Raw genomic sequence first — 25,728 nt, 5'->3', positions numbered from 1 at the left:
TTGGCAGCCGGATCTAAGTCGTTGTGAGAAAAACAAAACGCGTCACCATTAAAGACATCGCGGAGCTGGCGGGTGTGTCAAAAGCCACCGCCAGCCTGGTCCTGAACGGGCGCAGCAAAGAGCTTCGCGTGGCGGAAGAGACGCGCGAGCGCGTGCTGGCGATTGCAAAAGAGCACCACTATCAGCCCAGCATTCACGCCCGGTCGCTGCGCGATAACCGCAGCCACACCGTTGGTCTGGTGGTTCCGGAGATCACCAACTACGGTTTTGCCGTGTTTTCTCACGAGCTGGAAACGCTGTGCCGCGAGGCGGGCGTTCAGCTGCTGATCTCCTGCAGCGATGAAAACCCGGGGCAGGAGACGGTGGTGGTGAACAACATGGTGGCGCGTCAGGTTGACGGACTGATTGTGGCCTCCAGCATGCTTAACGATGCGGACTACCACAAGCTGAGCGAGCAGCTGCCCGTTGTCCTGTTTGACCGCCACATCAACGACAGCGCGCTGCCGCTGGTCATCACCGACTCCATTACCCCGACGGCGGAACTGGTGGCCGACATTGCGCGCCAGCATCCTGATGAATTCTATTTTCTCGGCGGCCAGCCGCGCCTTTCTCCGACGCGCGATCGTCTGGAAGGGTTTAAGCAAGGTCTGCGAGAGGCCGACGTGGAGCTGCGCCCGGAGTGGATCATTCACGGCAACTATCACCCGAGCTCCGGTTACGAGATGTTTGCTGAACTCTGCGCTCGTCTGGGGCGTCCGCCGAAAGCGCTGTTCGCCGCCGCCTGCGGGCTGCTGGAAGGGGTGCTGCGCTATATGGGCCAGCACAACCTGTTGCAAAGTGATATCAGGTTAGCCAGCTTTGACGATCACTATCTCTACGATTCGCTGACGATCCCGGTGGATACCATTCGTCAGGATAACCGCCAGCTCGCGTGGCACTGCTTTGATTTGATTAGCAAATTAATCGAAGGGGAGACGCCGCAGCCGTTGCAGCGCAAGCTCAATGCCACCCTGCAGCGACGCTATAAGCCAGCGAAATAGCCCGGTTCGATACTTCAATAACTTTAATTAATTTAAGTTTTGGAATGGCCGATAACCATAAGGAATAATTCTCCTTGAGGTATTGGTTTATGTCGTTGAAAAAGTCGTCCCTGATCGTCCTGTTCTCGCTGCTTTTCTTCTTTGTTGTCAGCATTGTGACCAGCGTTGGCCTCATCATTAAAAGTAATAATTCCCTGGATAACGTCAACAAAGAGATCCAGGTTGTGCTGTCTATTATTGACCCCATCAACCACAGCCGTACGCTGCGCGTGCGGGTGATGGAGTATGTGAAGATGGTGGAAGCGGGCAACTCGGCGGACGGGGCTGCAAAGCTAACCGCCGTGAAAGAGGCGCTGACCAAAGCGGACCACGCCTTTGCGGCCTTTATGGCTTCGCCGCGTCTGACGGATGAAGCGCCGCTGGTGACTGCCTATCAGGACGCCTGGCAAAACTACCGCAACCAGGGGCTGGCGCCGCTGATCGATGCCGCCGAGGCGCACGATGTGGCCAAATTTAACGCGCTGATCCCGGAAGTCTCCCGCCTCGACCGCCAGTACGAGATCGTTCTCGACCAGGTCCTTTCCGTCCACCAGAAATACGCCAAAAGCCTGAACGAGGATGCGAGCAGCAATTTCGTCTCTGGCCTGGCGATTATTGCCGCTATCGCCAGCCTGTTTGTGGTGGTGATTGTCGCCGTCAGCCTGCTGATGAAGCGCTTTGTCTTTGCGCCGGTAAACCTGGCGCGCGAGCACTGCAGCCAGATTGCGGCGGGCAAGCTGGACGTTCCGGTGCCGGTCAAGGGGAGCGCACATAACGAAATCGATCATCTTATGAGCTCTATGGAGCAGATGCGTCAGGCGCTGCTGGCGACCATCGCCCAGGTGCGCGATGCGAGCCATACCGTAACGCACGCGGCGCAGGAGATTGCCTCCGGAAATATCGACCTGGCGTCACGTACCGAGCAGCAGGCTTCCGCATTGACCCAGACGGCGGCGAGCATGGAAGAGCTGAGCGCGACGGTGGCGAACAATACCGACAATGTGTATCAGGCCGGAAAACTGGTGCAGGACGCGGTGAAAAATGCCCACACCGGTGAAGCGGTAACCCGCGAAGTGATCGACACGATGAATACCATCGCGGCGAACTCGAAGCGCATCGAAGACATTACCAGCGTGATTAACAGCATCGCCTTCCAGACCAACATTCTGGCGCTGAACGCGGCGGTTGAAGCGGCGCGCGCCGGTACGCAGGGTCGCGGCTTTGCGGTCGTGGCCAGCGAAGTACGCACCCTGGCGCAGAAAAGCGCGGTGGCGGCCAAGGACATCGAGAGCCTGATTGCGCAGTCGGTCTCCAGCGTGAAAAACGGCGCGGAACTGGTCAGCCGCTCGGGCGAGGTGATTGACTCGATTATTTCGTCGGTGAATAAAGTGAATACGCTGATGGAGCAGATCTCCGTCGCCTCCGAAGAGCAGAGCCGCGGGATCAGCCAGGTCGGCCAGGCAGTGACCGAGATGGATGGCGTGACCCAGCAGAACGCCGCGCTGGTGCAGCAGTCCGCTGCGGCAGCGGCATCGCTGGAAGAGCAGGCGCAGCAGCTTTCACGGAGTATTTCGAGTTTTAGTTTGCCGGTGCAGGCTTGATTGTATGAGAGGAGGCTCCTGCGGGAGCCTTTTTTGTATCTGGTTTAACCGTTTCTGTATAATTCAGGACGTCTCTATAGGCAGCACAAATCTAATATTAATTATCACCAGGGAAAATTATGTTAATTATTTTTAGTGGGCTACCCGGCTGTGGTAAAAGCACCGTTGCAAAAATAGTTACTCAAAGGCTGGGGGCGGTCTATCTGCGGGTTGATACTGTTGAGCAGGCCATTCGTTCAGTCTATGAACCGGGTGAGGAAACGGGGCCGGAGGGCTATTTTGCCATCTATGGTTTAGCAAGTGAGAATCTTAAGCTCGGCTCCACCGTTGTGACCGATTCCGTTAATGATATTAACCTTGTGCGAGATGCTTTCCGCAATATTGCTCTGTCGTTGAATGTCCCTTTCCTGGAAGTTGAAATTGTCTGCTCAGACGAAAAAGAACATCGTTATCGCGTAGAGAACAGAGTATCTGATATCCCGGGACTCACGCCTCCTGACTGGGAACGGGTAAAAAACCGTGAGTATGAACCCTGGGAGAGAGAACATCTCATATTGGACACCGCCCTGTTATCAGCGGCAGAGTGTGCAGATAAAATCCTGGAAATTAAGAACGCTCTAAACCGGCCTTAAACGGTGAACAAGCGCCAGCAATTGCTTTCACGGGGCGTGTGAAAATACGCTCTCCGCAAAATTATTCATTCACCCCAGCAATATTTCCCTTCCTCATCCGTCTACCTCATCACAAGCCATAATCAGTTACTGTAAACGAGGTAAACACCATGAGAGATTTTGATATGCACGGCAGAGGTCACGGGCGCGGATTCGGTCGCCACCGTATGGGCAAGGGCTTAGTCATCGGCGCGGTGATTTTCATCGTGCTCGGCCTGGTGGTGATGACCCTGTGGAACGCCTTGCTCCCGGCCATTCTCGGCGTGAAGGCCATTGGCTTCTGGCAGGCGCTGGGCATTCTGGTGCTGAGCCGCATTCTGTTTGGCGGGCTGGGTTTCCGCCCGGGGATGTTTGGCGCGCACCGCCGCATGCACGAGCGCTGGATGAACATGACGCCCGAGCAGCGCGAGGCGTTTATTCAGCAGCGCCGCGAAGGGTTTGGTCGCCACGGTCGCGGACACTGCGGCTGGCACGGTCATCGTGACGATAAGCGCGACGACGCCACGCCAAAAGCGCCGGAAGCAGAGTGAGCGAAATGAAAGCCGGGGAGGCGGGCGGATCCATGCTGATGTCGGCGCTCAATGCCTGCCGCGCCCGGCTGACAGCCTTCATTCGCGGACGGACCTCCGTTCGCGATGATGCCGACGACATTTTGCAGGAAGTCACCTATCAGCTGATGAAAGTGGAGCAGCCGGTCGAAAACGTCGCCGCCTGGCTGTTCCGCGCAGCGCGTAACGAGATGACCGACCGGGCGCGTAAAAAGCGCGAGGTCTCACTCTCCGGCTATTTTACGGGCGTAGACGAAGAGGGTTTCCCGGAGGACGAGCTGGCCGAAACCCTGTTCGGCGTGCCGCACACGCCGGAAGAGGAGTATCTCAAAACGCTGCTGTGGGAAGAGCTGGGGCAGGCGCTGTCTGAACTGCCGCCGCCGCAGCGCGAGGTGTTTGAAAAGACCGAACTCCACGGCTACAGCATTAAAATGCTGGCAGAGGAGACGGGCGCCAGCGAGCAGGCGCTGTTATCCCGCAAGCACAAGGCGGTGCTGTTTCTGCGCACGCGGCTGCGGGACGTCTATGACGCGCTGACGGGCGAATAGCGGCGACAGACAAAACCTTACACTTCCGGCACTTGTAGATTCATCACTATCGTTTATGATCGAGGCGTCTTGTTACTCTGGAACGTTATGCGCAACCGTCAGCTCCTCGGAAAATGGCTTTTGATCGTCACCTGTCTCGCGATGGCGCTTTGCCTCGTGCAGCGTGCGGTGATGCTCAACCATTTTTTACAGGGACTGGATCCGCAAATTTCACTGAGTGCTGATGCCCCGGCTCAAAGCAGCAACACCGAACAGCCCGGCCCGTCGCCTTGCCAACTTGGCGCACACTCGCTGCTTTGCGCCCAGCCGCTGTTCTTCGACGGCGCGCTGCCGGCCATTATTATCTTCTTCGCGCTGCTGCAGCTGTTTACGCAAGGGCGGGCATTGGCTCCCGCAGAACAGCCCGTTCAGGCACCGCCTCCCCGAATACACCTTAAAAACTGCGTTTTCCGTGAATGAAAATCATCGTCCTCACACGATAATTTTCACTGTTCACGGAGTAAAACATGGTTAACCTCTTCAGGGGATTCGTCTTCCTGTGGCTGTCCTGCATCGGCATTGTCCATGCGGCAGACACCGGCTGGCAGGTTTCCCCACAAAACGATCACGCCCGCATCCGCTTTCAGGCGGAAAGGGAACAAACGCACGTTAAAGGCCTGCTCACCGTTGAGCTAAAGCCCGGCTGGAAAACCTACTGGCGATCGCCGGGCGAGGGCGGCGTCGCGCCAAAAATCGGCTGGCCGGAAGGCGTAACGGATAGCTGGTCCTGGCCGGTCCCGTCGCGCTTCGATATCTCCGGCATGACGACGCAGGGCTATCACGATAAGGTCACTATCCCGATTACGCTCGACGGGGTGAAGGGCGACACGCTCGACGGGACGCTCACGCTCTCGACGTGCAGTAACGTCTGTCTGCTGACGGACTACCCGCTGCATCTCGATTTTACCCAGCCGGTGGACGAGGACTTCCGTAGCGAGTTCGAGCAGGCGATGCGTGCCGTGCCCGGTACGTCAGGCGTATCCGCGGATCTCTCCGCCTGGCTCGCTGGCGACAAGCTGGTGATTACCGGCACGACGGACGGGAAGTGGGATAACCCGGGGATCTACTTTGACCCGCTGGCGGGTGACATTCTTCCCGGCGAGCCGGTCATCAAACACGACGGCAATAAGCTTCGGGTGACGGTACCCGTGACCGACGAATGGGGAGACAAGCCCGCCTCTCTGGAAGGCAAGAGGCTGTCGTTTGTGCTGACCAGTGGCGGTCACGCGCAGCAAACCACCATGACCGTTGGCGCGACGCCTGCTGCACCTTCTGCGCCTGAAGGAACGGGCAAAATGGTGCTCTTTGCGCTGCTGGGCGGGCTGATCCTCAACCTGATGCCCTGCGTGCTGCCGGTCATGGGCATGAAGCTTAACAGCATCCTGCAGGCGGGATCGGACAGGCGCGCGATCAGGCTGCGCTTTCTGGCCACCAGCGCCGGGATCCTCACCTCCTTTATGCTGCTGGCGGGGATGGTGACCGCGCTGAAGCTGGCCGGGGCGTCGCTGGGGTGGGGCATTCAGTTCCAGAACCCGTGGTTTATCGGCCTGATGGTCGCCGTCACCTTCCTGTTTGCGCTGAACCTGTTTGGCGTGTTTGAGATGCTGCTGCCTTCCGCCGCTACGGGACGGTTGGCTACGGCAGGTGGTGCGGGGATTGGCGGCAGCTTCTGCGAAGGGATGTTCGCCACGCTGCTTGCCACGCCGTGCTCCGCGCCGTTCCTCGGTACGGCGGTCGCCTTTGCCCTTGGCGCACCGCTGCACTCCCTGTGGCTGATCTTCCTGATGCTCGGCGTGGGCATGAGCCTGCCGTGGCTGTTTGTCGCTCTGGTGCCGAAAACGGCCATGCTGCTGCCGAAACCCGGCCGCTGGATGAACACGCTAAAAGTCGTTCTGGGCCTGATGATGCTCGCCTCCAGCCTGTGGCTGGCGACATTGTTAAGCGTGCATCTTGGCGAGGCGGTCAGCCAGATTGTGATGCTGGTGCTCATCGCCGTCGCGCTCGCGCTGTTCGCGCTGAAGGGGCAAAAATCCTCCCCATTGTTTTGGATCGTTGTGATCGCGCTGTCGGCGCTCGGCGGGTATCAGGCGCGCGGGCTGCTTAACGCTCCGCCTGACGCTCCGGCGCAGAATGCCGCTCAGACCATCCCGTGGCAGCCGCTCAGCGAGGAGGCCATCCAGCAGGCGCTGGTGCAGGGGAAGCGGGTGTTTGTGGATATCTCGGCCGACTGGTGCGTGACCTGCAAAGTTAACGAGCATCGGGTGCTGAATCAGCCGGACGTCATTGCCGCGCTGCGCCAGCCGGACGTGGTGGCCCTGCGCGGAGACTGGAGCCAGCCGTCCGCGTTTATCGCGGATTTCCTGGCGAAGCGAAACCGTTACGCTATTCCGTTTAACGCGGCGTATGGCCCCGGCCTGTCTGACGGTGAAATCCTCTCGCCGCTGCTGGACAAGCGCACCCTGATCGCCACCCTGAACAACGCAAAAGGCTAACTGTGTTATGAAAAAATTCCTTATTACGCTTCTGCTCCTGCTGGCGCCGGTTCAGGCGTTCGCTGCCCAGCCGCTGACGCCGGACCAGGAGCAGCGTGCGCAGAAGATGATCGCTGATTTCCTGTTTAACGATCCGAACTCCCCGCGCATCGGCGCGAAAAACCCAAAGCTCACCCTGGTGGTGTTTACCGACTACAACTGTCCGTACTGTAAAAAATTCGATCCGTATCTGGAGAAGATCGTCGAAAAACACCCGGACGTGGCGGTGGTCTTTAAGTTTTTACCTTTCCGCTCGGAAAGTTCGCTGACCGCCGCGCGGGATGCGTTAACGCTCTGGCGTCAGGATCCGGGGCAGTTTATGAAGCTTAACCATACTCTGATGGCGAAGAAGGGCTACCACGATGACGCCAGCATTCAGGAGGCGCAGAGGCGGGCGGGCGTGAGCGTCACCGCGCCGGATGACGAGAGCCTGATGACGATCAAGCGCAGCCTGATCGTCGCGGAAAAAATGGGGATCCAGGGCACGCCCGCCACGCTCATCGGCGAGGGACTGCTGCCCGGCTGGGTGCCGTTTGAACAGTTCGACGAAATGGTCAGTGACGCACTGAAAAACCGCTAACCTGAAGGGGGCGGAATGCCCCCGACAAACCGGAGAGGGAAATGAAAAAATTACTGTTACTTTCAGCGCTGGCGACGTCAGGGCTGGTGCAGGCCGCTGAAGCCATACCGGACGTGGTGAAGCACTTCGGCGAGCAGCAGAACATTAAAATCATCAAGAAGCTGGATGCGCCCGGCGGCGCGCCCGCCTGGCTTGGGCAGTATCAGGACATGGGCGTGACGCTCTTTTTAACGCCGGACGGCAAGCACGTCATCTCAGGCTATTTGTACGATGACAAAGGAAAAAACCTCAGCGAAGGCTATTTCCAGAAAGAGATCTACGCCCCGATGGGCCGCGAGATGTGGAAGAACCTCAACGCGGCGCATCCCCTGAAGGAAGGGGCGGATAACGCTCCGCGTAAAGTCTTTGTTTTCGCCGATCCGTTCTGTCCGTACTGCAAGCAGTTCTGGGCCGAAGCGCAGCCGTGGGTGAAGGCGGGCAAGGTGCAGCTCAACACGCTGCTGGTGGCGTTTCTCAACCCCAACAGCGGACGTAACGCCTCCGCGATTCTGAATGCGAAAGATCCGGTTTCGGCCTGGCGCGAATACGAGCTTTCCGGGGGCAAAAAATTACCGAAACCAGAGGGCGAGGCTTCCCGTGAGACGGTTGAGATCCTGCAGAAGCACCAGACGCTGATGGACAGCCTGGGCGCTAACGCCACGCCGGCCATTTACTATCTGAATGCGGAAAATGAGCTGCAGCAGGTGGTCGGTATGCCGGATGCGCAGCAGCTTGAGGCGATGTTCGGGCCGAAGCCGTAAAAAAACAGGCAGAAACGGGGCGTTTCTGCCTGATAGTAACTTAGCTTCCCCAGCGTCCTTTCAGGTAGTTCACCGCCTGCTGCGTCTGCGGCTGGTTCAGGTAATCTTCCCGGAACAGGATGGTGCCGTTCACGTTGGGCAGCGAATCGTTGAGATCGAGCTGCTTTTTCAGCTCCGGCACGCCGCCCTGAACCGTCCAGTCCGGCTCGTTTCTCGACGGCTCGCCCACCTTGTAGAACGCAATGCCGATATACAGGCGAGTGTGGGTTGGCTTCACGACGTCGGCCCACCATTTGGTCAGCACGTCGTAGCGCGCGGCATCCCGGGAGAAGGGCCAGTAAATCTGCGGAGCGATGTAGTCGAGCAGGCCCTGCTGAACCCACTGACGCGTATCGGCGTAGGATTCATCGTAGGCCGCGGCGCCGCGGGTGTCCGAGCCAGCCGGGTCAAAGGAGCGGTTACGCCACACGCCCGCCGGGCTGACGCCAAACTCAACGTCGGGCTTAGTCTGTTTAATCGCGCGGGAAACCTGGACGATCAGCTGCTGCGTGTTGTGTCTTCGCCAGTCGGCCTTTGAGGCAAATCCCTGACCGTACTGCCGCCAGGTCTGCGAATCATTGAGCGCGGACCCCGGTGATTCGGCGTAAAAGTAATCATCGAACTGCACGCCGTCTACCGCGTAGTTCGCCACAACTTCAGTCACCACTTTGGTTATCCAGTCGCGCACTTCCGGAATGCCGGGGTCGAGAACAAAGCGGTCGCCCGAGATGCGCACCCACTCCGGGTGCTGGACATAGACGCTGGACGGGGTCTGATAGGAAGTGCGGTTCAGGGCGGCGATGGTGGACGGTTTGGTGTTGGTCGACACGCGGTACGGGTTGAACCAGGCATGGACCTTCATGTCGCGCTTGTGCGCTTCATCCAGCATAAACTGCAGCGGATCGTATCCCGGATACTCGCCGATGTTGCCCGTCAGCATATCCGACCACGGCAAAATTTTTGATGACCAGAGGGCCGTGCTGTCCGGCTTCACCTGGAAAAACACCGTGTTAATGCCGAGGTGCTTAAGGTTGTCGAGCTTGCTTATCAGCGCCTGCTTCTGCATCGCGATGCGCTGGTCCGCGCTGCGGCCGTTCACCGAGGCTACCGGCGGCCAGTCGAGACGCGAGACGGTCGCCAGCCAGATCCCGCGCATTGGCTCGTTTGCCTGCTGCGTCGGTTTGTTCGCGGTGGGGAGAGGGGTAACCAGTGATTTGGGTGGTTTTGAGGAGCAGCTCACAAGTAAAAGCGCGCAGGCAGCCAGCGCACCAATCCGTTTTACGTGTCGCGTCATTTGCGTATTAGCTCTTGATAATCCGACTGTTGGCCCAGGGATTAAAGGCGGGCGCCGCCTGTTCTGTGCTTACCTCATCGTTGAGGGAGTCCAGATACAGGGCTTCCACTTCCGCACGCGCCCACGGGGTGCGGCGCAGAAATTTCAGGCTCGATTTAACGCTGGGATCTTTTCTGAAACAGTTAATTTTGATTCGGTCGCCCAGTTCGCTCCAGCCATATTTTGCCACCAGGGCATTGACCATCATCTCCAGCGTTACGCCATGCAAAGGATCTTTGGAAATATGTGCAGTCATAGGTGTCCGGATGTCTCAATGTTTGTGGGGGCAGGGTTTCCGGTGAAAGGGTACAAGAAAGCAGGGGAAGCGGCAATAATATCAAGATCCCCCTTTTTTTGGGCATTAGTTCTCTTCTAACTATTTGTATAATCAATAGAGTAACAATGAAAAACAGGTATACCGATGACGCATAATCAGGTGCTGGGAATCGATCTCGGGACAACGAACAGCGCGGTCAGCGTTTGGCTTGAGGGGCGGCCAGTGCTGGTTACGAATAAATTTGGTGAGGTTTTGACCCCTTCAGTCGTGGGTCTTGATGATGACGGCAATATCCTGACAGGCCGTCCTGCCCGGGATCGTTCACAAACTCACCCGCATCTCACGCAGGCGAGATAGTACCATTACAATTGCAACGCTTATTTTCTACCTTTACGTCAGCGATATGGTGTTGATAAGCGCCCATTCCAGACCCAGATTGCTCAGCGCTTTTATGGGCATTGAGTTCCTGCTTTCACTCATTATTATTCAGTGGTTCTTTGGCGGACTCTATTTTGCTGCTCTTTCGGCCATTACTAGACCCGGTCTGGGGCCACCACTCCTGGTGACGGCGATCTTTTTGCTGCTGTCGGCGATAGCCGTATGGGCAGTGTGGCCGAATCGAAAAGTACCGGCGATCCGCTTGCCCGGAATTATCATGAGCAGGCTCTTTTCCAGTCCATGGCGGATCCTTGAGGTGATGAATTTCGCCTGGTATAGCTTTATCTGGCTTTTCATTCATTACTTTATTTGTGCTGCGGTTATGGCGGCGCTGATTAATCAGTTTAGTGAGAGATGAATTAAATATGACGCTCTAATAATAAAAGGTCACCCGGATTAAGCCAGAGTGACCTTATTAAATTTTTCAGCTATTTATTTCTTATCAGCGAACAGCTCCGGCGCCCACGGACGCGGATCCACCTCCATAAACGGCGCGCGCTCGAAGCGGTCCTTCAGCGCCCACGGCACCGTGCAGTCGAAGATGGTCTTGCAGGAGATGCCGTTTGCGCGAATTGAGGTGCTGTAATCCGGCGACTGGGACGGATCCAGCTGGTGGCCGCGGATCCCCGGAATATTGGTGATGCTGACATCACCCTGCATGCGGGTAGTCATCGCCCACAGGATGTCGTCGCTGTCGAAAATATCCACGTCTTCGTCGACAAGAATGATGTTCTTCAGCTCCGAATAGGTGGCTAAGGCAATGAGCGCCGCCTGGCCCTGACGTCCTTCGTCTGACGGCTGGCGTTTTCTCACCTGCAGGATCCCGAGGAATTTACCGCCGCCCGCGGTATGCGCATAGACGTTTTGCAGGAAGCCCGGAATCGCCTCTTCAACGGCATTGCGGATGCTGGCTTCCGTCGGTAAACCGGCCAGGGTGGTATGCTCTTCTCCCGGTCCCACCAGCGTTTGCAGGATCGCGTGGTTTCGCATGGTCACCGCTTTCACTTTGATCACCGGCAGGGACGGGTTCGCCTCGCCGCAGTAGCCCGGGAACTCCGGCATCGCGTGGCCGGTATTGGTGTGCTGATCTTCTCTTACGCGCACGCCCGGCAGCAGTTCGCCCTCGATGATGATTTCCGCCCGCGCGATCGCCTTCTCTTTTACCGCCACGCCCTGCACCAGCTCGACCGGCTGCTGGCGCAGCGCCCCGGCGACGCCCAGCTCGTTGTAGCCAAACGGCGTGGTGGGTGCCTCAAAGCACGCGCCGATATAGATGGCGGGATCGAGCCCCATGTTGATCGTCACCGGCAGCGGTTTTCCGGCTTCTTCCGCCTTTTTGCGGAAGACTTCGATATGCCGACCGGCGGCAAGGAACATGGAAAGCTCGTCGCGCTCCTGAACGCAGAGGCGGTGAATGGTGACGTCCGTCAGCGAGCTGTCTTCCGGATCGCTTGCCAGCACCAGCCCCAGACAGAAGAACGGGCCCGCATCAATCGGCGTGTTTGTTGGTGCCGGAAGCAGCTTGCGCAGGTCGAAGTCAGGATCGTCTGCGTAGAAGATCTGTTCCTGGCAGGGCGCCTGCGAGGCCGGAACGACAACCGGCGCAACCGGCTTTTTCACCGCCTGGCCGACGTGTTTTGCCAGTTCAGAGGGCTCGCAGCCCAGAAGCAGCGCCGCGCGCTCGCGGCTGGCGTGCATGCCCACCAGGATGCGGGAGCCCGGATAACCCTTCACGCTGTTAAACATCATGGCCGGGCCCTTACGGGTTGGACGTTTTACCGTGCCGCCCGCGCCGATATGGCGGTAGACTCCCGCCAGCTCCGCGTTGGGATCGACCGGATGATCGGTTTCAAGATACTGCCCTTCGTGGCGCTGAAGCAGGGCGATGGCGCTGCGGAGATCGTTGATCGGGTTTTCCATATTTTCCTCCCTCGTTTTGAATACCTCCATTTTTATGGCAATGACCAATAGCATCAATTGCATCATTACTGCTAAATTGATAAGTAAATTCATATCAAAAGGAGGCGTTCCGTGCAGTTTCGTCAGATGCGCCATTTCATCGTGGTGGCCGAAGAGCTCCACATGCACCGGGCCGCTGAGCGTCTGAACATGGCGCAACCGGCCCTGAGCCAGCAGATAAAGGCGCTGGAAGAACGTTTAGGCGTCACGCTCTTTAGCCGGGCGAACCGCCGCTTAACCCTGACGCCCGCGGGTGAAGCATTTCTGGTGAAAGCCAGGCTCGCCATTTCCCTCACCGAGCAGGCGGTTCTGGACGCCAGGCAAACGGCAAGGGGCGAGCAGGGGGTATTAAACCTGGGGTGCGTGTCGAGCGCGATGTTCGACGGCAGGCTGCCCACCGCGCTGCGCCAGATGCATACGCGCTGGCCGGCCATTACCATGTCGCTGGTGACGGGAAACGTGCAGACGCTCTACGCGGCGGTGCAGAGCAACCAGCTCGACGTGGCCATTATCCGGGCGCCGCTGCCGTCGCTGCCTGACGATCTGCAAAGCCGCCCGTTCACGTCAGAGAAAACGGTGCTGGCGCTGTATCGTCAGCATCCGCTGGCGGGATCTTCCGCGCTGACGCTTTCGTCGGTGAAGGACGAAAAATGGATCTCCCTGCGCGACCCGGAGGGAATGGGGCTGGAACAATACTTTTATGACGCCTGCAGCGGGGCGGGCTTTCAGCCGGACGTGGTGCAAAACGCGACCGACGTGCCCACGGTGATAAGCCTGGTCTCGGCGGGGTTTGGGCTGGCGCTGCTGCCCGCGTCGGCAAAGGCGGTGAGCGTCGAGAACGTGGTTTACGTGGACATCCTCGACCGGCTCCGTGAAAGCGAGCTGACGCTGGTTTGCCACCGGATTATTCGCTCAGAAGTGCTTAAAAAATTCCTGATTACCCTCGATCAGACCTGACGGCCGGCGGCCTGCAGCAGCTGCTCGCGCAGCCAGGCATTCGCCGGATCCTGGCTGTTTTTCGGGTGCCAGTACATGTAGATGGTAATCGGCTGGAGCGGCAGCGGCGGCGCAAAGAGATCCAGCGTGCTGGCAAACTGTTTCAGCATCCGTTCCGGTAGGGTGCACACCAGGTCGGTACCGGCGACAAGCGCAGGCGCCATGGCATAGCTCTGCGTGGACATCGCGACGTGCCGCTGGTAGCCCAGCCCGGCCAGGGTTTGATCGACAAAGCCGGTAAACGGATCCCCAGCCGATGACACCACCAGATGAGAAAGCGCGCAGTAGCTTTCCAGGTCTAACGCTCCGGTCCCGCGCGGATGGCCTTTGCGCTGGGCGGTGGCAAACGTATCGTCGAGCAGTTTGCGCCTCACCCAGCCGTCATGGGCGCCCGCGCTTACGCCGATGTAGATATCCACATCTCCGTTTTCCAGCTGCTGCGCCAGTTCGGACATCTGTGGCAGGGCGAAGCGCAGGCGAATACCTGGAGCTTCGGTACCCACCTGGTTAAGCAGCCCGCTGCCCAGCATCAGCGCCGGGTTTTCGTGCAGGGCGATAACAAAGGTCCGGCTGCTGGTGGGGGCATCAAACGTAGTGGGGGCAAACAGCGCGCTGATGCCGCGCAGCACGCTCTCTACCTGCGGCTTAAGCGCTTCCGCTCGCGGCGTGGGCAGCACCCCACGTCCATGTGGGGAAGGAATAAACAGCGGTTCGCCAAACAGCGTTCGCAGACGCGCGAGACGAGCGGACAGCGCGGGCTGGCTGATGCCCAGTCGCGCGGCCGCATGGGTGATATTCCTGTCCTGAAGCAGGGCGTCCAGGGTCAGGATCAGGTCTATGTCCATGTCAGAGCTGGGCGTCATTTTATTTCGCGCTGCCGGCGTCCCGGTTGGTATAGGTCACAGGGACCCAGGCATAGCCGCCGTTTTCGCCTTTGGTGACATAGCCGATACCCGGGAAAGGCAGATGGGGCGCGGCAACCAGATCTTTATTTTTCACAAAGTCGGCAAACGCGTGTTCGCGCACGCTTGCGGCTTTGTTCTGATCTTCATCGTAGGTAATGGTCACGTCAGGCTGCGGGAACTGTACCGCCGCGGCATGAATGATGTCGCCGACAAAGGTGATCTTCTCGCCGTTGCTCGTCAGCGTGTAGAAGGCTGAGCCGGGCGTATGACCGGGATGAACCGTGCCGGTCAGCCCCGGGAGAATCTCCGATGTGCCGCTAAACGGCACCACTTTACCGGCATCAAGATAGGGTTTTAAGGTCTTCTGCGCGACGTCAAAGTAGTTCTTGCCGTAGCCGGTTTTTTTCTGATTCTCGTCGTTAAAGAAAAAGTCGACGTCCGGTTTGCCAACGAAAACGCGCGCGTTGCTGAACACCACCTTGCCGTCTTTCACCAGGCCGCCCGCGTGATCGGAGTGGGCGTGGGTCAGCAGGACTTCAGTAATGTCCTCGGGTTTAATTCCCTGGGTGGCAAGGCTCTCAATCAGACGTCCGCCGTTGCCGGGGCCAAAGAGCTGGCCTGAGCCCGTATCCACCAGAATTTTATGTCCGGGCATCGCAATCAGAAACGCGTTGATGGACACCTCAGGCGGGTTGGTCTGGAAATTTTTCGCGAGCAGCGCATCGATTTTTTGCGGCGTTGTCCGGCGCAGCAGCTTGTGCAGATCCTGCGCGACGGTCCCGTCCGTAAACGAGGTGACCAGAACGTCGCCGACCTGAACGCTGTATCCGCCCGCCGGTTGCTTAACGACGTGCTGGGGCGTCTCCGCCGCCGCCTGCAGCGCAGGGTAGAAAAGCAATGAACTGGAAATCAACGTAGAAAGAGCAAGTTTTTTCACGGTAAGCATACGAGTCTCCTTTGAAAGCGCTCATCTTACTTCTTCGTAAAATTATAAGAACCTGCCCAGAAATGATAGGACCTATAAACGCAGTGGATAGCACAGCGCAGAAGCCGGGTGGCGATGCTGCCTTTCCCGGCTCGTAACACGTTATTTTTTCAGCGGCGCGTTCCAGCTGTCCGGCGCGGCTTTGGACCAGGAGCCATAAGCGGCATTAGGCAGCACAATCCAGTCGTTTCCGAAGTGTTCCGCGCTGGCCTCAACCAGCTCACGCTGCTGTTCGCTCGGCTTTTTATTTTTAAACTGCACGGCGAAATCCGGCAGGCTATCGCCAAACAGCATCACGATCTGCTGTTTTTTGAGGATGCTCTGGCGACGCTCTTCCTTGCTGACCGTGTCCAGAAGCACGCTTTCATCGGACACCTGCGGAAGTCCCAGGGCTGTTAACGTCCTGAGCGTATCGGCTTTATTTTCCTGCATGCGGTCCGAAACATAATAGATACGAACCTTGCTTTGATTCACATGGTCAAGAAACGCCTTCGCGCCCGGAATTAAGCCGGGTTTACCCTGTTTCTCCCAGTCGCTCCAGGTGTCCCATTTTGTATAGTCGTGACACTGCTCGGTGTCGCGCACCAGCAGAGGGGTGTTATCCAGCACCGTTTCATCCAGGTCCATTACCACGGCGTAATTTTCAGGCGTTTTCAGCTCTTTTAGCTTCTCGTTGAAACGCTCGGTGGCAAACCGATACGTCTGCAGCTGAAGAGCCACGATCTCTGCCGATTTCTGCTGATAGCGCAGCGCCATTTCGTACGCTTTGGGTTCACACAGATCGCCCCCGGCGGCCGTCGCCGCTGCCGTGGCACTCAAAACAGGTAATGCCAGCAGTAATGCCTTAGCCATTGAATTCACACTTCTTTCCTCAACACCGTGGTTAAAATCCTGAAAGCGTAATGAAATTCAATGACAGAAATATGAAGGCCGCGCCGTTAGACCAGCATGTAATACCAGAACAGGGCGACTTCGTCTTTTTCCGGTAAGGCGTTGTAGAGATAACGATCGTATCCGCCCAGGGTAAACCCGTAGTTGCGGTAAAACAGACAGGCAGAAACGTTCACATTTTGTGTTTCAAGCCGTAATCCCGGCGCGTTTACGCTGCGGGCCCACACGTGCGCGGCGGCCATTAATTTTTGCGCGGCGCCGGTTCTGCGTTTCGTGCGATCCACGGCGATGTAATCCACCGAGATAAACTTATTCCAGCCGATCGACGCGGTAATAAATCCGGCAATTTCCCCGTCTTCCGTCTCGGCAATAAGAAATATGGCGTCCGGATTAACGCAGTGGTTTTCAAGGGTTTGGATGTCGAGCTCGTAGGTTTTAATCCAGGGTTCGGCGACGGCTTCGATATGCAAATCGCAGTGGATAAAGGGCTCTCGCGCAATGTGGCTAATGGTGAAAGAAAAGTCACAGCATTCAAGGCGCGTGAGGTCGGTACTGAGTCCTTTTCGAATCTGCATAGTATTCCCGGTAGTGAGTTATTTCATAAAGAATAGACGAAGCGGTTAAATTCGCTGGCCTAACACACTTTTAATCCTGAACTAAGCTTGTACTTCGTTCCGCGTAAAATGTGGGTCATTCGAGGACAATGAATGGAATTCAGGACATTTCAAAAGCAGTGGGGTGCTGAGTTTATTTCCGATGACGTTGTACGTTTTCGCGTCTGGGCAGAAGGACAGAAAGAACTTACGCTACGTCTGGCGGCCGCCGACGTGCCGATGACGGCAGCTGGCGACGGCTGGTTTCAGGCAGACGTACCCGGCGTCACGCACGGTGCAGAATACCAATTTGTTCTGCAGGACGGCATGACGGTGCCCGATCCCGCCTCGCGTGCGCAAAAAGGCGACGTTAACGGCCCCTCCATCGTTATCGATCCCCAACGCTATCAGCCGGTCAACCGGGACTGGGCAGGGCGGCCGTGGGAAGACACGGTTATCTACGAGCTGCACATCGGCACGTTTACCCCGGAGGGCACCTTCCGGGCCGCCATAGACAAGCTGCCGTATCTGGCAGAGCTCGGTATTACCCAGCTTGAAGTGATGCCCGTCTCTCAGTTTGGCGGAGCCCGCGGCTGGGGGTATGACGGCGTGCTGCTGTACGCCCCGCACTCTGCCTACGGTACGCCGGAGGATTTCCACGCGTTTATCGACGCCGCGCACGGGCTGGGGCTTTCCGTGGTGCTGGATATCGTGCTCAACCACTTCGGCCCCGAGGGGAACTATCTGCCTCTGCTGTCGCCCGCGTTTTTTGACGCACAGCGGATGACGCCGTGGGGCAACGGAATTGCTTATGAACGCGAGCCGGTGAGGCAGTACATCACCGATGCGCCGCTCTACTGGCTGACGGAGTATCGTCTGGACGGCCTGCGCTTTGACGCCATCGACCAGATTAAAGACAGCGCGGAGACGCACATTCTGGAGGAGATTGCCGCTAAAATCCGCGAGGCGCTCCCGCACCGCCACGTTCACCTGACCACGGAAGACAGCCGCAACGTGATTTTCCTGCATCCGCGCGATGAACAGGGCAACACGCCGCTGTTTACCGCCGAGTGGAATGATGACTTCCACAACGCTGCCCACGTGTTTGCCACCGGCGAGACCCACGCGTATTACCAGGATTTTGCCTTTGAACCGGAGAAAAAGTTCGCCCGGGCGCTGGCGGAAGGCTTTGTCTACCAGGGCGAGATTTCGCTGCAAACCGGTGAATCCCGCGGAGTGGAGTGCCAGACGCAGCCGCCGCAGTTCTTCGTCGATTTTATTCAGAACCACGATCAGACCGGGAATCGCGCCCAGGGCGAGCGGCTGATCGCCCTGGCCGGTGCCGACAAGACGCGGGTGCTGCTTGCCGCGCTGCTGCTTTCTCCCCATATCCCGCTGCTGTTTATGGGCGAGGAGTTTGGTGAAACGCACCCGTTCCTGTTCTTCACCGATTTTCACGGCGATCTGGCAAAGGCGGTGCGGGAAGGGCGCGCGAAAGAGTTTACGGGCCATGCCGGGCACGATGAAACCGTCCCGGACCCGAACGACGTGAACACCTTCATCCGTTCAAAACTCGACTGGAATAAGATTGCCACCGACGAAGGCAAAACGTGGCTGCGCTTCACGCGCCACCTGCTGACGCTGCGTCATCGCCATATCGTTCCGCTTCTGCGTCATGGCGGCGCCGTTGAGGGCAAGGTAATCAAGACCGCGCCCGGCATGGTGGCGGTGAGCTGGCATTTCCCGTCAGGGACGCTTTCTCTGGCGCTGAATATCGGTAATAAGCCCGCCGCGCTGCCCGATCTCGCGGGTGAGACGCGCTTTGCCTGGCCGGAAGTCACTGACGTTTTACCGCCGAACGGTATTGTCGTTCGCTTTGCTGATGGAGAAGCATCGTTATGATCCCTTCCGCCACGTATCGTATTCAGTTCCGCAATGGCATGACCTTCGACCGCGTTGCGGCGCTGGTGCCTTACCTGAAAGATCTCGGCATCAGCCATCTCTACGCGTCGCCCGTATTTACCGCCACAGCGGGTTCCACTCACGGCTATGACGTCACCAACCCGAATGAAATTGACCCCGCAATCGGCGGACGAGACGGTTTCGACCGCATGGCCGCGGCGCTTAAGCAGGCCGGCATGGGGCTGATTCTGGATATTGTCCCGAACCATATGTCCACCTCGCTGGAAAACGCCTGGTGGCGGGACGTAATTGAATACGGCCAGCAGAGCCGCTATTTCCGCTATTTCGATATCGACGGGTCGCGCCCGCTTACGCTGCCGTTCCTCGGCGACACCTTTGAGGCGGAGCTGGAGAAGGGGACCATCACCCTGAAGCGTGACACTGTCACGGGAAAGGCCTCTCTGGTCTATTACGACACGGCGTATCCGCTCAACCCGGGCACATACAGCGAGGATAAGAGCATCGCTGAACTGCACGACGCGCAAAGCTGGCGGCTGATGTCCTGGCGGGAAGCGCCGAAGCAGCTCTCGTGGCGGCGCTTCTTCGAGATCACCGGACTGGTCGGCGTTCGGGTTGAAGACGAGCCGGTATTCGACGATACGCACCGGCTGATCCTGGAGCTGGTTCACGCCGGCGTGGTGGACGGCCTGCGAATCGATCACATCGACGGCCTGGCCGATCCGCTGGGGTATCTGCAGCGCCTGCGGGAGAAAACCGGACCCGACTGCTACATCACGGTTGAAAAAATTCTCGCGAAGGGAGAACAGCTCCCCGCCGACTGGCCGGTATCCGGCACCACCGGCTACGAGTTTATCGCCTCGCTGGCGGAAGTGCTGGTCGACGACGATAACCTGTCGCGCCTGGAGACCATCCACGACGAAACGCTGGGGATAACGGTCGATCGCCACGCGGAACTGCGCGATGCCAAGGGCCTGATGACCGATCGCAATTTTGAGGGTGAATTCACCACGCTGCTAAACCTTGCTGACGATCTTGCCCGCCGCAATGAGGTTGCGCTACCGCGCGAGGAGATCCGCCACGCGCTGCGCGAGCTGCTTATCGCCTTTCCGGTCTACCGCACCTACGGCACCCGGGAGGGATTAACCCCGCCTGACGTGGCGCTGCTTAACCGCGTGGTCGCCAGCGTGGAGACGTCTGAAGCGGCGCTGAGCCTGCTTGTGCGCATTCTTACCGGCGACCTGCCGGAAGATTGTCGCGAGTCCGCCGCGCTTTTCAGAACCCGCTTCCAGCAGCTTACCGGGCCGCTGATGGCGAAGTCCGTTGAAGACACGCTGTTCTTTCGCCACAACCTCGAGCTGGCGCTCAATGAAGTGGGCGCCGACCCGACGCCGCGCGCGTTTTCATTATCCCGCTTCCACCAGGAGATGCGCATTCGTCTGGCCCGTCAGCCCGACGCGCTGCTGGGCACCTCCACGCACGATACCAAGCGCGGGGAAGACGCCCGGGCGCGTCTCTACACCCTGACGGAAGCGCCGGAACGCTGGGGTGAGAACCTGGCCCGCTGGCGACAGATGAACCAGACCCAGGTGCGTTTTCTGAATGACGGCACCGCGCCGAACGCCGCCGATACCTGGATGATCTATCAGGCGCTGGCGGGCGTCTGGCCCGCCACGCTGTCTCCGGACGACGCTGAAGGGCTTGCATCACTGGAAGCGCGTTTTATCGGCTTCCTCGAGAAAGCGCTGCGCGAGGCAAAACAGCGCACCGACTGGATCGACAGCAACGAGAGCTATGAGAGCGTGGTGCTGAGCTACGCGCGGCACCTGCTTTCGCCGGACAACGCCCTGTTCCTGCATGATTTTAGCGAGGCGATGCAGCCCTTTATCCGGGCCGGGCTGATGAACAGCCTCAGCCAGACGGTAATCAAGCTCACGGCTCCCGGCGTGCCGGACATCTATCAGGGCAGCGAGGCGCTTAACTTTAGCCTCGTCGACCCGGATAACCGGCGGGAGCCGGATTTCAACGCGCTGGTGCATAACCTCAGCGCGGCGGATGCCTCGGTGTTTGACAACCCGGCCTGCTGGCGAGACGGGCGCGTTAAGCAGTTCGTCACCGCCACGCTGCTGCGGCTTCGACCACACTACGACGCGCTATTCCGCTACGGCGACTGGCTGCCGCTTAAGGTCTCCGGCGAGCGCGAGGAGAATCTGATTGTCTATGCGCGCGTTAAGGACGAGGAGGCGCTGATTGTCGCCGTGCCGCGTCTGGTTTTTGATGTCACCGATAATCATCAGCTGTGGGTTAATACCACGGTGGCGATACCCGAGCAGCTGGCGGGGAAACGCTATCGGGATCTGTTCAGCGGTGAGAGCCGCATTCTGCAAGAGACGCTGAATTTAACGTCAGAAAAGGGATGTGTACTGGTTCTGCTTACCTGCGAATAATCGTGGAGAACGAAAATGGCAAAGGATACAACGTTTGAAATTCGGGCCGGTCATGGCCAGCAGTTGGGGGCGAATTATGACGGGAAGGGCGTCAACTTCGCGCTGTTCTCCGCTCACGCCGAGCGGGTGGAGCTCTGTCTGTTTGATCCGTCCGGGAAAACCGAAATCGCCCGACTGGAGCTGCCGGAATATACCCATGAGGTCTGGCACGGCTATGTGCCGGATCTGAAGCCCGGCGCGCTGTACGGCTATCGCGTCTACGGCCCTTACGATCCGGAAAACGGTCACCGCTTCAACCCGCACAAGCTGCTTATCGACCTTTACGCCCGCGAACTGGTGGGCGATATCGACTGGAACGACGCCCATTTCGGCTATGAGCTGGGGCATGACGAATTAGATTTAAGCTTTGATACGCGCGACAGCGCGCCGTACACCCCGAAATGCAAGGTCATCGACCCGAACGCCTTTGACTGGCAGGACAACAGCCGGCCGAACGTGCCCTGGCCGCATACCGTCGTCTATGAGAGCCACGTGAAGGGCTTTACCCAGATGAACCCGGCCATCCCGCCCGAGCTGCGCGGCACGTTTGAGGGGATGGGACACAAAGCCTCGGTCGACTACATCAAGAGTCTTGGCATCACCTCGGTGGAGCTGCTGCCGGTGCACTGGTTCCCCGACGACCAGCATCTGCTCGACCGCGGCCTGAAGAACTTCTGGGGCTATAACACCCTCGGCTTTTTTGCTCCGGCGTCGCGCTATTACGGCCCGGCGGGGATCCAGGGCTTTCGCGACATGGTGCGCGCGTATCACGATGCGGGCATCGAGGTGATTCTGGACGTGGTGTACAACCACACGGCGGAAGGAAATGAGCTTGGCCCCACGCTCTCGTTTAAGGGGATTGATAACTATAGCTATTACCGCACCCTGCCGGACCAGCACCGGTACTACATCAACGACACCGGGACGGGAAATACGGTCAACACCTCGCACCCGCGCGTGCTGCAGATGGTGATGGATTCGCTGCGCTACTGGGCGGAATCGATGCATATTGACGGTTTTCGCTTTGACCTGGGGACGATACTGGGCCGCGAGCCGGAAGGGTTTGATCCGCGCGGCGGTTTCTTCGACGCCATATCCCAGGATCCGGTGTTATCGAGACTCAAGCTGATTGGTGAACCCTGGGATATCGGTCCCGGCGGGTATCAGGTCGGCGGTTTCCCGCCGGGCTGGGGTGAATGGAACGACAAATACCGCGATACCGTACGCGAGTACTGGAAGGGCGATAACGTCTCTACCGACTTTGCCGCACGCCTGCTGGGCTCCGGGGATCTGTACGATCTGCGCGGGCGTCGTCCGTGGGCCAGCGTTAACTTCATCACCGCTCACGACGGCTTTACGCTGAATGACCTGGTGTCGTACAACGAGAAGCACAACGCCGACAACGGCGAGGACAATAACGACGGGCATAACGATAATCGCTCGTACAACTATGGCGAAGAAGGGCCGACGGAGAACCCGGATATTATTGCTACCCGCGAACGGCAGAAGCGGAATTTCCTGACCACGCTGCTGTTTTCCCACGGCACGCCGATGCTGCTGGCGGGGGACGAGTTTGGCCGCACGCAGAAGGGCAACAACAACGGCTACTGTCAGGACAGCGAGATCTCTTGGATCGACTGGAACGGGATAACCGAAAACGACGCTGCGCTGCGCGAGTTTACCCGACGGCTCATTGCGCTTCGCGCATCGCAGCCGTTATTGCGCCGTGAAAGCTGGCGCGACGGGCTGGAGATCCGCTGGTTCAATGCCGGAGGCGGCCCACAGCAGGCCGAGCAGTGGGATGAAGGCTCGACGCTCGGCGTCTCCATCAGCAGGCCGGATCTCAGGCAGGAGGACGGCATCTGGCACGACGTGCTGATGCTGTTCAACCCGTTTGAAGGCACCGTGCCGTTCCAGATCCCGCAGTTTGGCGAAGGGGGATGGGTGCTGGAGCTGTCTACGGCAGATGGCGCTGCCGCCGGGACAGCGTTCACCGAAACCGTAGAGTACGAACTGGCCGGACGCAGTATTACGCTGTTCAGACGTCCTTAGCCCTAGAGTGATGCCGCCGCGCGGGCGGCGGTGTCATACAGGGAGGAGATCGTGCGTAACAGCTGTGCGGTCTCGCCAATCGACTTCCCGGCAATGCCGCTCTCCGCGTGGATTGCTATCAGACACGCCTCCCGCACGTCCCGGTACTTCATACACAACGCTTTTCCTTCCTCGGTAGTCGAGAAAAAGAGCTCTTTGCCCGCTTTCTCGCTCGTCACGTAGCCCGCTTTGACCAGCTTTTTCAGGGCGTAGGTCACCACGTGGGTATCTTCTACGTTAAGAACGAAACAGATATCGGCCAGCTTTTTCTTGCGGTCGCGGTGGTTCACATGATGCAGCAGCGAGACGTCAAAGGCGCCCATATCCGGTTCACCGGCAGCGGCCATGCAGCGCACCATCCATTTATTGAACGCGTTGCTGGTCATGATCAGCGCGTACTCCAGCTCTGACAGCTCCGCGCAGCGCTCGGACACCAGATGGCGGGAAGAGACGATCCGGCCATCGTTGATATCGTCGCGATCGGGTGAAGCACTCTTTTTCGAGGTCATAACGTTCCTTAGCCAGAAATGTAAACTCATCGATAAAATAAGAACATTTTATTGATAATTTGTTTACATGTTTTTGAGGTTCAGATATAGCTTTTTAGCGCAGGTTTTCCGAAACCTGACGAAAAACACAACATCGCTCGCCGCAAATTAAAAAAATAGCCGTCGGCGCGCAACGCTCACTTTGGATAGGGTAAACGTTATGGACGGTACTACGATGTTGCCGCTGATCGGGATACCGATCGTGGTTATTGGTTTTGCACTGCGCTTCAACCCGCTGCTGGTGGTCGTGGTGGCGGGGCTGGCGACGGGTCTGCTGGTCGGCATGGATTTCGGGATGCTGCTGGAGACCTTTGGCGAAAAGTTCGTGAATAGCCGATCGCTGGCGACCTTCATTCTGATCCTGCCCGTGATTGGTCTGCTGGAATATTACGGGCTCAAGGAGCGCGCCCAGGCCTGGGTGGCGAAGATCGCCAGCGCGACCTCGGCGCGAATTCTGATGCTCTATTTTGTCGCCCGTGAGGGCACCGCCGCGCTGGGGCTGATGTCGCTTGGCGGTCATGCTCAGACGGTTCGCCCGCTGCTGGCGCCGATGGCCGAAGGGGCGGCGCTGAACGAATACGGCGAGCTGCCGCAGCACATCCGTGACAAAATCAAAGCTCATGCCGCCGCGTGCGACAACATCGCGGTCTTCTTTGGCGAAGATATCTTTATTGCCTTTGGCGCGGTGCTGCTGATCGACGCGTTCCTGAAAGAGAACGGTATTGCGGGCATCGAACCGCTGCATATCGGCCTGTGGGCTATCCCAACCGCCATTGCGGCATTAGTTATTCATATGACGCGCCTGCTGCGCCTGGATGCCAGCATCCGTCGCGACGTCATGGCCTGGCGCGCGGAGCAAGGCACGCAGGAGGCCGCGCAATGATGACGCTTATCACCATTAACCGCGTGTACTACCTGATCGGCTTCGTCGTGATGCTGCTGGTTGTGATGACCCTGCGCGATCGCGCCAATCCGAAGCGTTTTACCACGGCGCTTTTCTGGTTCTTATTCGGCGGGATCTTCCTGTTCGGTGACCTGATGGTGCAGGAGCTGGGGAAATCGCTGGCGTACCGAATAATCGGCGGGGGTGTTATCGCTATCGCGCTGCTGGCGGGCTTTGGTCTTGTCGGGAAAGGGCACTATAAAATGTCCACCGAAGACGAACGTCTCACCTCGTCAAACCGCCTTAAAAACTGGCTATTCCTGCCCGCGCTGATGATCCCGGTGGTGACGGTTCTCGGCACCCTGTTCCTGAAGGGCGTGTCGATTGGCGGCGTGTTCCTGCTCGATCAAAAGCAGCTTACCCTGGCGGCGCTGTGCGTGGCCTGCGTCGCGGCGATCCTCACCGGATGGTGGCTGACCAAAGGCACGCCGCTGCACGCCATTCGCCAGTCTCGTCGTCTTGTCGATACCATCGGCTGGGCGGTGATCCTGCCGCAGATGCTGGCCATGCTCGGCGGCGTGTTCGTGGCGGCCAATACTGGTGATTCGGTGCAGAAGGTGGTGAGCCTGTTCGTTAACCCGGATAACCGCTTTATGCTGGTGGTGATTTACTGCGTGGGGATGGCGCTGTTTACCATGATCATGGGAAATGCGTTTGCGGCCTTCCCGGTGCTGAGCGCGGGGATCGCCTTGCCGTTCCTGATTAACGTGCATCACGGCAACCCGGCGCCGCTGCTGGCGATTGGCATGTACGCGGGCTACTGCGGCACGCTGATGACGCCGATGGCCGCGAATTTCAATATTGTTCCCGCCGCGCTGCTGGAGCTGAAAGACAAATATCAGGTGATCAAGATCCAGATCCCGACCGCGTTAACCCTGCTGGTGGTGAACGTGTTCCTCATGTATTTCCTCGTGTTTCGCTAAGGAG

Annotated in this window: 24 protein-coding genes and 1 pseudogene; 17 read left to right on the top strand and 8 right to left on the bottom strand. The window is 58.4% G+C overall.

The annotated features are described in order from the left end of the window. Window positions 1-23: 23 nt before the first annotated feature. From ACMGGX_RS21400 to dsbG, 9 genes are all read left to right on the top strand, one after another. On the top strand, window positions 24-1,040 hold the full coding sequence (locus tag ACMGGX_RS21400; protein ID WP_181595080.1) for a LacI family DNA-binding transcriptional regulator: 1,017 nt from the start codon (window positions 24-26) through the stop codon (window positions 1,038-1,040). A gap of 89 nt (window positions 1,041-1,129) precedes the next feature. Beyond that, window positions 1,130-2,680 carry a methyl-accepting chemotaxis protein gene (locus ACMGGX_RS21395; protein WP_096151077.1) on the top strand — a complete coding sequence of 517 codons (1,551 nt, stop codon included), beginning with the start codon at window positions 1,130-1,132 and terminating at the stop codon, window positions 2,678-2,680. Between the two features lie 119 nt (window positions 2,681-2,799). Beyond that, on the top strand, window positions 2,800-3,312 hold the full coding sequence (locus ACMGGX_RS21390) for an AAA family ATPase (protein ID WP_181595082.1): 513 nt from the start codon (window positions 2,800-2,802) through the stop codon (window positions 3,310-3,312). 149 nt (window positions 3,313-3,461) lie between these two features. After that, window positions 3,462-3,881, top strand: a complete 420-nt coding sequence (locus ACMGGX_RS21385) for a hypothetical protein (protein WP_126795444.1) — start codon at window positions 3,462-3,464, stop codon at window positions 3,879-3,881. Window positions 3,882-3,886: 5 nt separating this feature from the next. After that, window positions 3,887-4,447 carry an RNA polymerase sigma factor gene (locus tag ACMGGX_RS21380; RefSeq protein WP_109844134.1) on the top strand — a complete coding sequence of 187 codons (561 nt, stop codon included), beginning with the start codon at window positions 3,887-3,889 and terminating at the stop codon, window positions 4,445-4,447. An 87-nt stretch (window positions 4,448-4,534) separates the two neighbouring features. Further along, entirely contained in the window at window positions 4,535-4,906 is a 372-nt protein-coding gene (locus tag ACMGGX_RS21375) for a hypothetical protein (RefSeq protein WP_033145608.1), read from the top strand. A gap of 47 nt (window positions 4,907-4,953) precedes the next feature. After that, window positions 4,954-6,978: a protein-disulfide reductase DsbD domain-containing protein gene (locus tag ACMGGX_RS21370; protein WP_420298954.1), complete on the top strand. Its 2,025-nt coding sequence runs from the start codon at window positions 4,954-4,956 to the stop codon at window positions 6,976-6,978. Between the two features lie 7 nt (window positions 6,979-6,985). Continuing rightward, entirely contained in the window at window positions 6,986-7,597 is a 612-nt protein-coding gene (locus ACMGGX_RS21365) for a DsbA family protein (RefSeq protein ID WP_126795440.1), read from the top strand. A gap of 41 nt (window positions 7,598-7,638) precedes the next feature. Then, on the top strand, window positions 7,639-8,397 hold the full coding sequence (gene dsbG, locus ACMGGX_RS21360) for a thiol:disulfide interchange protein DsbG (protein ID WP_333025429.1): 759 nt from the start codon (window positions 7,639-7,641) through the stop codon (window positions 8,395-8,397). 40 nt (window positions 8,398-8,437) lie between these two features. Here dsbG and ACMGGX_RS21355 read toward each other — a convergent pair whose 3' ends face one another. Further along, a complete protein-coding gene (locus tag ACMGGX_RS21355) occupies window positions 8,438-9,730 on the bottom strand; it encodes a glycoside hydrolase family 10 protein (RefSeq protein WP_348561176.1) in 1,293 nt (430 codons plus the stop codon). A gap of 7 nt (window positions 9,731-9,737) precedes the next feature. After that, window positions 9,738-10,025, bottom strand: coding sequence for a VF530 family DNA-binding protein (locus ACMGGX_RS21350; RefSeq protein ID WP_033145603.1), 288 nt, complete (start codon window positions 10,023-10,025; stop codon window positions 9,738-9,740). A 165-nt stretch (window positions 10,026-10,190) separates the two neighbouring features. Here ACMGGX_RS21350 and ACMGGX_RS21345 point away from each other — a divergent pair. Further along, window positions 10,191-10,397: pseudogene (locus ACMGGX_RS21345) on the top strand (Hsp70 family protein); the annotation flags it as partial. A 100-nt stretch (window positions 10,398-10,497) separates the two neighbouring features. Continuing rightward, the gene (locus ACMGGX_RS21340; RefSeq protein WP_420298953.1) at window positions 10,498-10,842 is read left to right on the top strand and encodes a hypothetical protein; all 345 of its coding nucleotides are present in this window, start codon (window positions 10,498-10,500) and stop codon (window positions 10,840-10,842) included. A gap of 74 nt (window positions 10,843-10,916) precedes the next feature. Here the strand turns inward: ACMGGX_RS21340 and ACMGGX_RS21335 are convergent, their stop codons facing one another. Next, window positions 10,917-12,404: a UbiD family decarboxylase gene (locus ACMGGX_RS21335; protein ID WP_420298952.1), complete on the bottom strand. Its 1,488-nt coding sequence runs from the start codon at window positions 12,402-12,404 to the stop codon at window positions 10,917-10,919. A gap of 111 nt (window positions 12,405-12,515) precedes the next feature. On the opposite strand from ACMGGX_RS21335, the gene ACMGGX_RS21330 reads away from it, so the two are divergent. Further along, window positions 12,516-13,400 carry a LysR substrate-binding domain-containing protein gene (locus ACMGGX_RS21330; protein ID WP_420298951.1) on the top strand — a complete coding sequence of 295 codons (885 nt, stop codon included), beginning with the start codon at window positions 12,516-12,518 and terminating at the stop codon, window positions 13,398-13,400. On the opposite strand, the gene ACMGGX_RS21325 is transcribed toward ACMGGX_RS21330, so the two are convergent. The 4 genes from ACMGGX_RS21325 to ACMGGX_RS21310 form a co-directional block, all read right to left on the bottom strand. Next, complete coding sequence (locus ACMGGX_RS21325) at window positions 13,391-14,302, bottom strand: LysR family transcriptional regulator (RefSeq protein WP_420298950.1); 912 nt, start codon at window positions 14,300-14,302, stop codon at window positions 13,391-13,393. The genes ACMGGX_RS21330 and ACMGGX_RS21325 overlap by 10 nt on opposite strands. 1 nt (window position 14,303) lies before the next feature. Next, window positions 14,304-15,290, bottom strand: coding sequence for an MBL fold metallo-hydrolase (locus tag ACMGGX_RS21320; protein ID WP_085841724.1), 987 nt, complete (start codon window positions 15,288-15,290; stop codon window positions 14,304-14,306). 141 nt (window positions 15,291-15,431) lie between these two features. Beyond that, a complete protein-coding gene (locus ACMGGX_RS21315) occupies window positions 15,432-16,181 on the bottom strand; it encodes a 5'-nucleotidase, lipoprotein e(P4) family (protein WP_420298949.1) in 750 nt (249 codons plus the stop codon). Between the two features lie 86 nt (window positions 16,182-16,267). Beyond that, complete coding sequence (locus tag ACMGGX_RS21310; RefSeq protein ID WP_063439415.1) at window positions 16,268-16,795, bottom strand: GNAT family N-acetyltransferase; 528 nt, start codon at window positions 16,793-16,795, stop codon at window positions 16,268-16,270. 132 nt (window positions 16,796-16,927) lie between these two features. On the opposite strand from ACMGGX_RS21310, the gene treZ reads away from it, so the two are divergent. Genes treZ through glgX form a run of 3 tightly spaced genes read left to right on the top strand, consistent with a single transcriptional unit; the run spans window position 16,928 to window position 23,271 of the window. Next, the gene (gene treZ / locus ACMGGX_RS21305; RefSeq protein ID WP_348561171.1) at window positions 16,928-18,715 is read left to right on the top strand and encodes a malto-oligosyltrehalose trehalohydrolase; all 1,788 of its coding nucleotides are present in this window, start codon (window positions 16,928-16,930) and stop codon (window positions 18,713-18,715) included. Beyond that, the gene (gene treY / locus ACMGGX_RS21300) at window positions 18,712-21,180 is read left to right on the top strand and encodes a malto-oligosyltrehalose synthase (protein WP_420298948.1); all 2,469 of its coding nucleotides are present in this window, start codon (window positions 18,712-18,714) and stop codon (window positions 21,178-21,180) included. The genes treZ and treY overlap by 4 nt, the downstream gene beginning before the upstream one ends. Before the next feature lie 15 nt (window positions 21,181-21,195). Further along, complete coding sequence (glgX, locus tag ACMGGX_RS21295) at window positions 21,196-23,271, top strand: glycogen debranching protein GlgX (protein WP_420298947.1); 2,076 nt, start codon at window positions 21,196-21,198, stop codon at window positions 23,269-23,271. Window positions 23,272-23,273: 2 nt separating this feature from the next. Here the strand turns inward: glgX and ACMGGX_RS21290 are convergent, their stop codons facing one another. Then, window positions 23,274-23,819: a winged helix DNA-binding protein gene (locus ACMGGX_RS21290; protein WP_023335754.1), complete on the bottom strand. Its 546-nt coding sequence runs from the start codon at window positions 23,817-23,819 to the stop codon at window positions 23,274-23,276. Window positions 23,820-24,018: 199 nt separating this feature from the next. Between ACMGGX_RS21290 and ACMGGX_RS21285 the strand changes: the two genes are divergently transcribed. Together ACMGGX_RS21285 and ACMGGX_RS21280 are read left to right on the top strand one after the other, a co-directional pair. After that, window positions 24,019-24,741: a DUF969 domain-containing protein gene (locus tag ACMGGX_RS21285; protein ID WP_181595099.1), complete on the top strand. Its 723-nt coding sequence runs from the start codon at window positions 24,019-24,021 to the stop codon at window positions 24,739-24,741. Next, window positions 24,738-25,724, top strand: coding sequence for a DUF979 domain-containing protein (locus ACMGGX_RS21280; protein WP_126795417.1), 987 nt, complete (start codon window positions 24,738-24,740; stop codon window positions 25,722-25,724). Before ACMGGX_RS21285 ends, ACMGGX_RS21280 begins: the two co-directional genes overlap by 4 nt. The last annotated feature ends 4 nt before the right edge of the window (window positions 25,725-25,728 follow it).

The organism is Enterobacter sp. BNK-29 (assembly GCF_048684785.1).
In the GTDB taxonomy this organism is placed as follows: domain Bacteria; phylum Pseudomonadota; class Gammaproteobacteria; order Enterobacterales; family Enterobacteriaceae; genus Enterobacter; species Enterobacter cloacae_M.
Note: the sequence above shows the minus strand (reverse complement) of the source record. Positions and strands in the feature narration are given on the sequence as shown.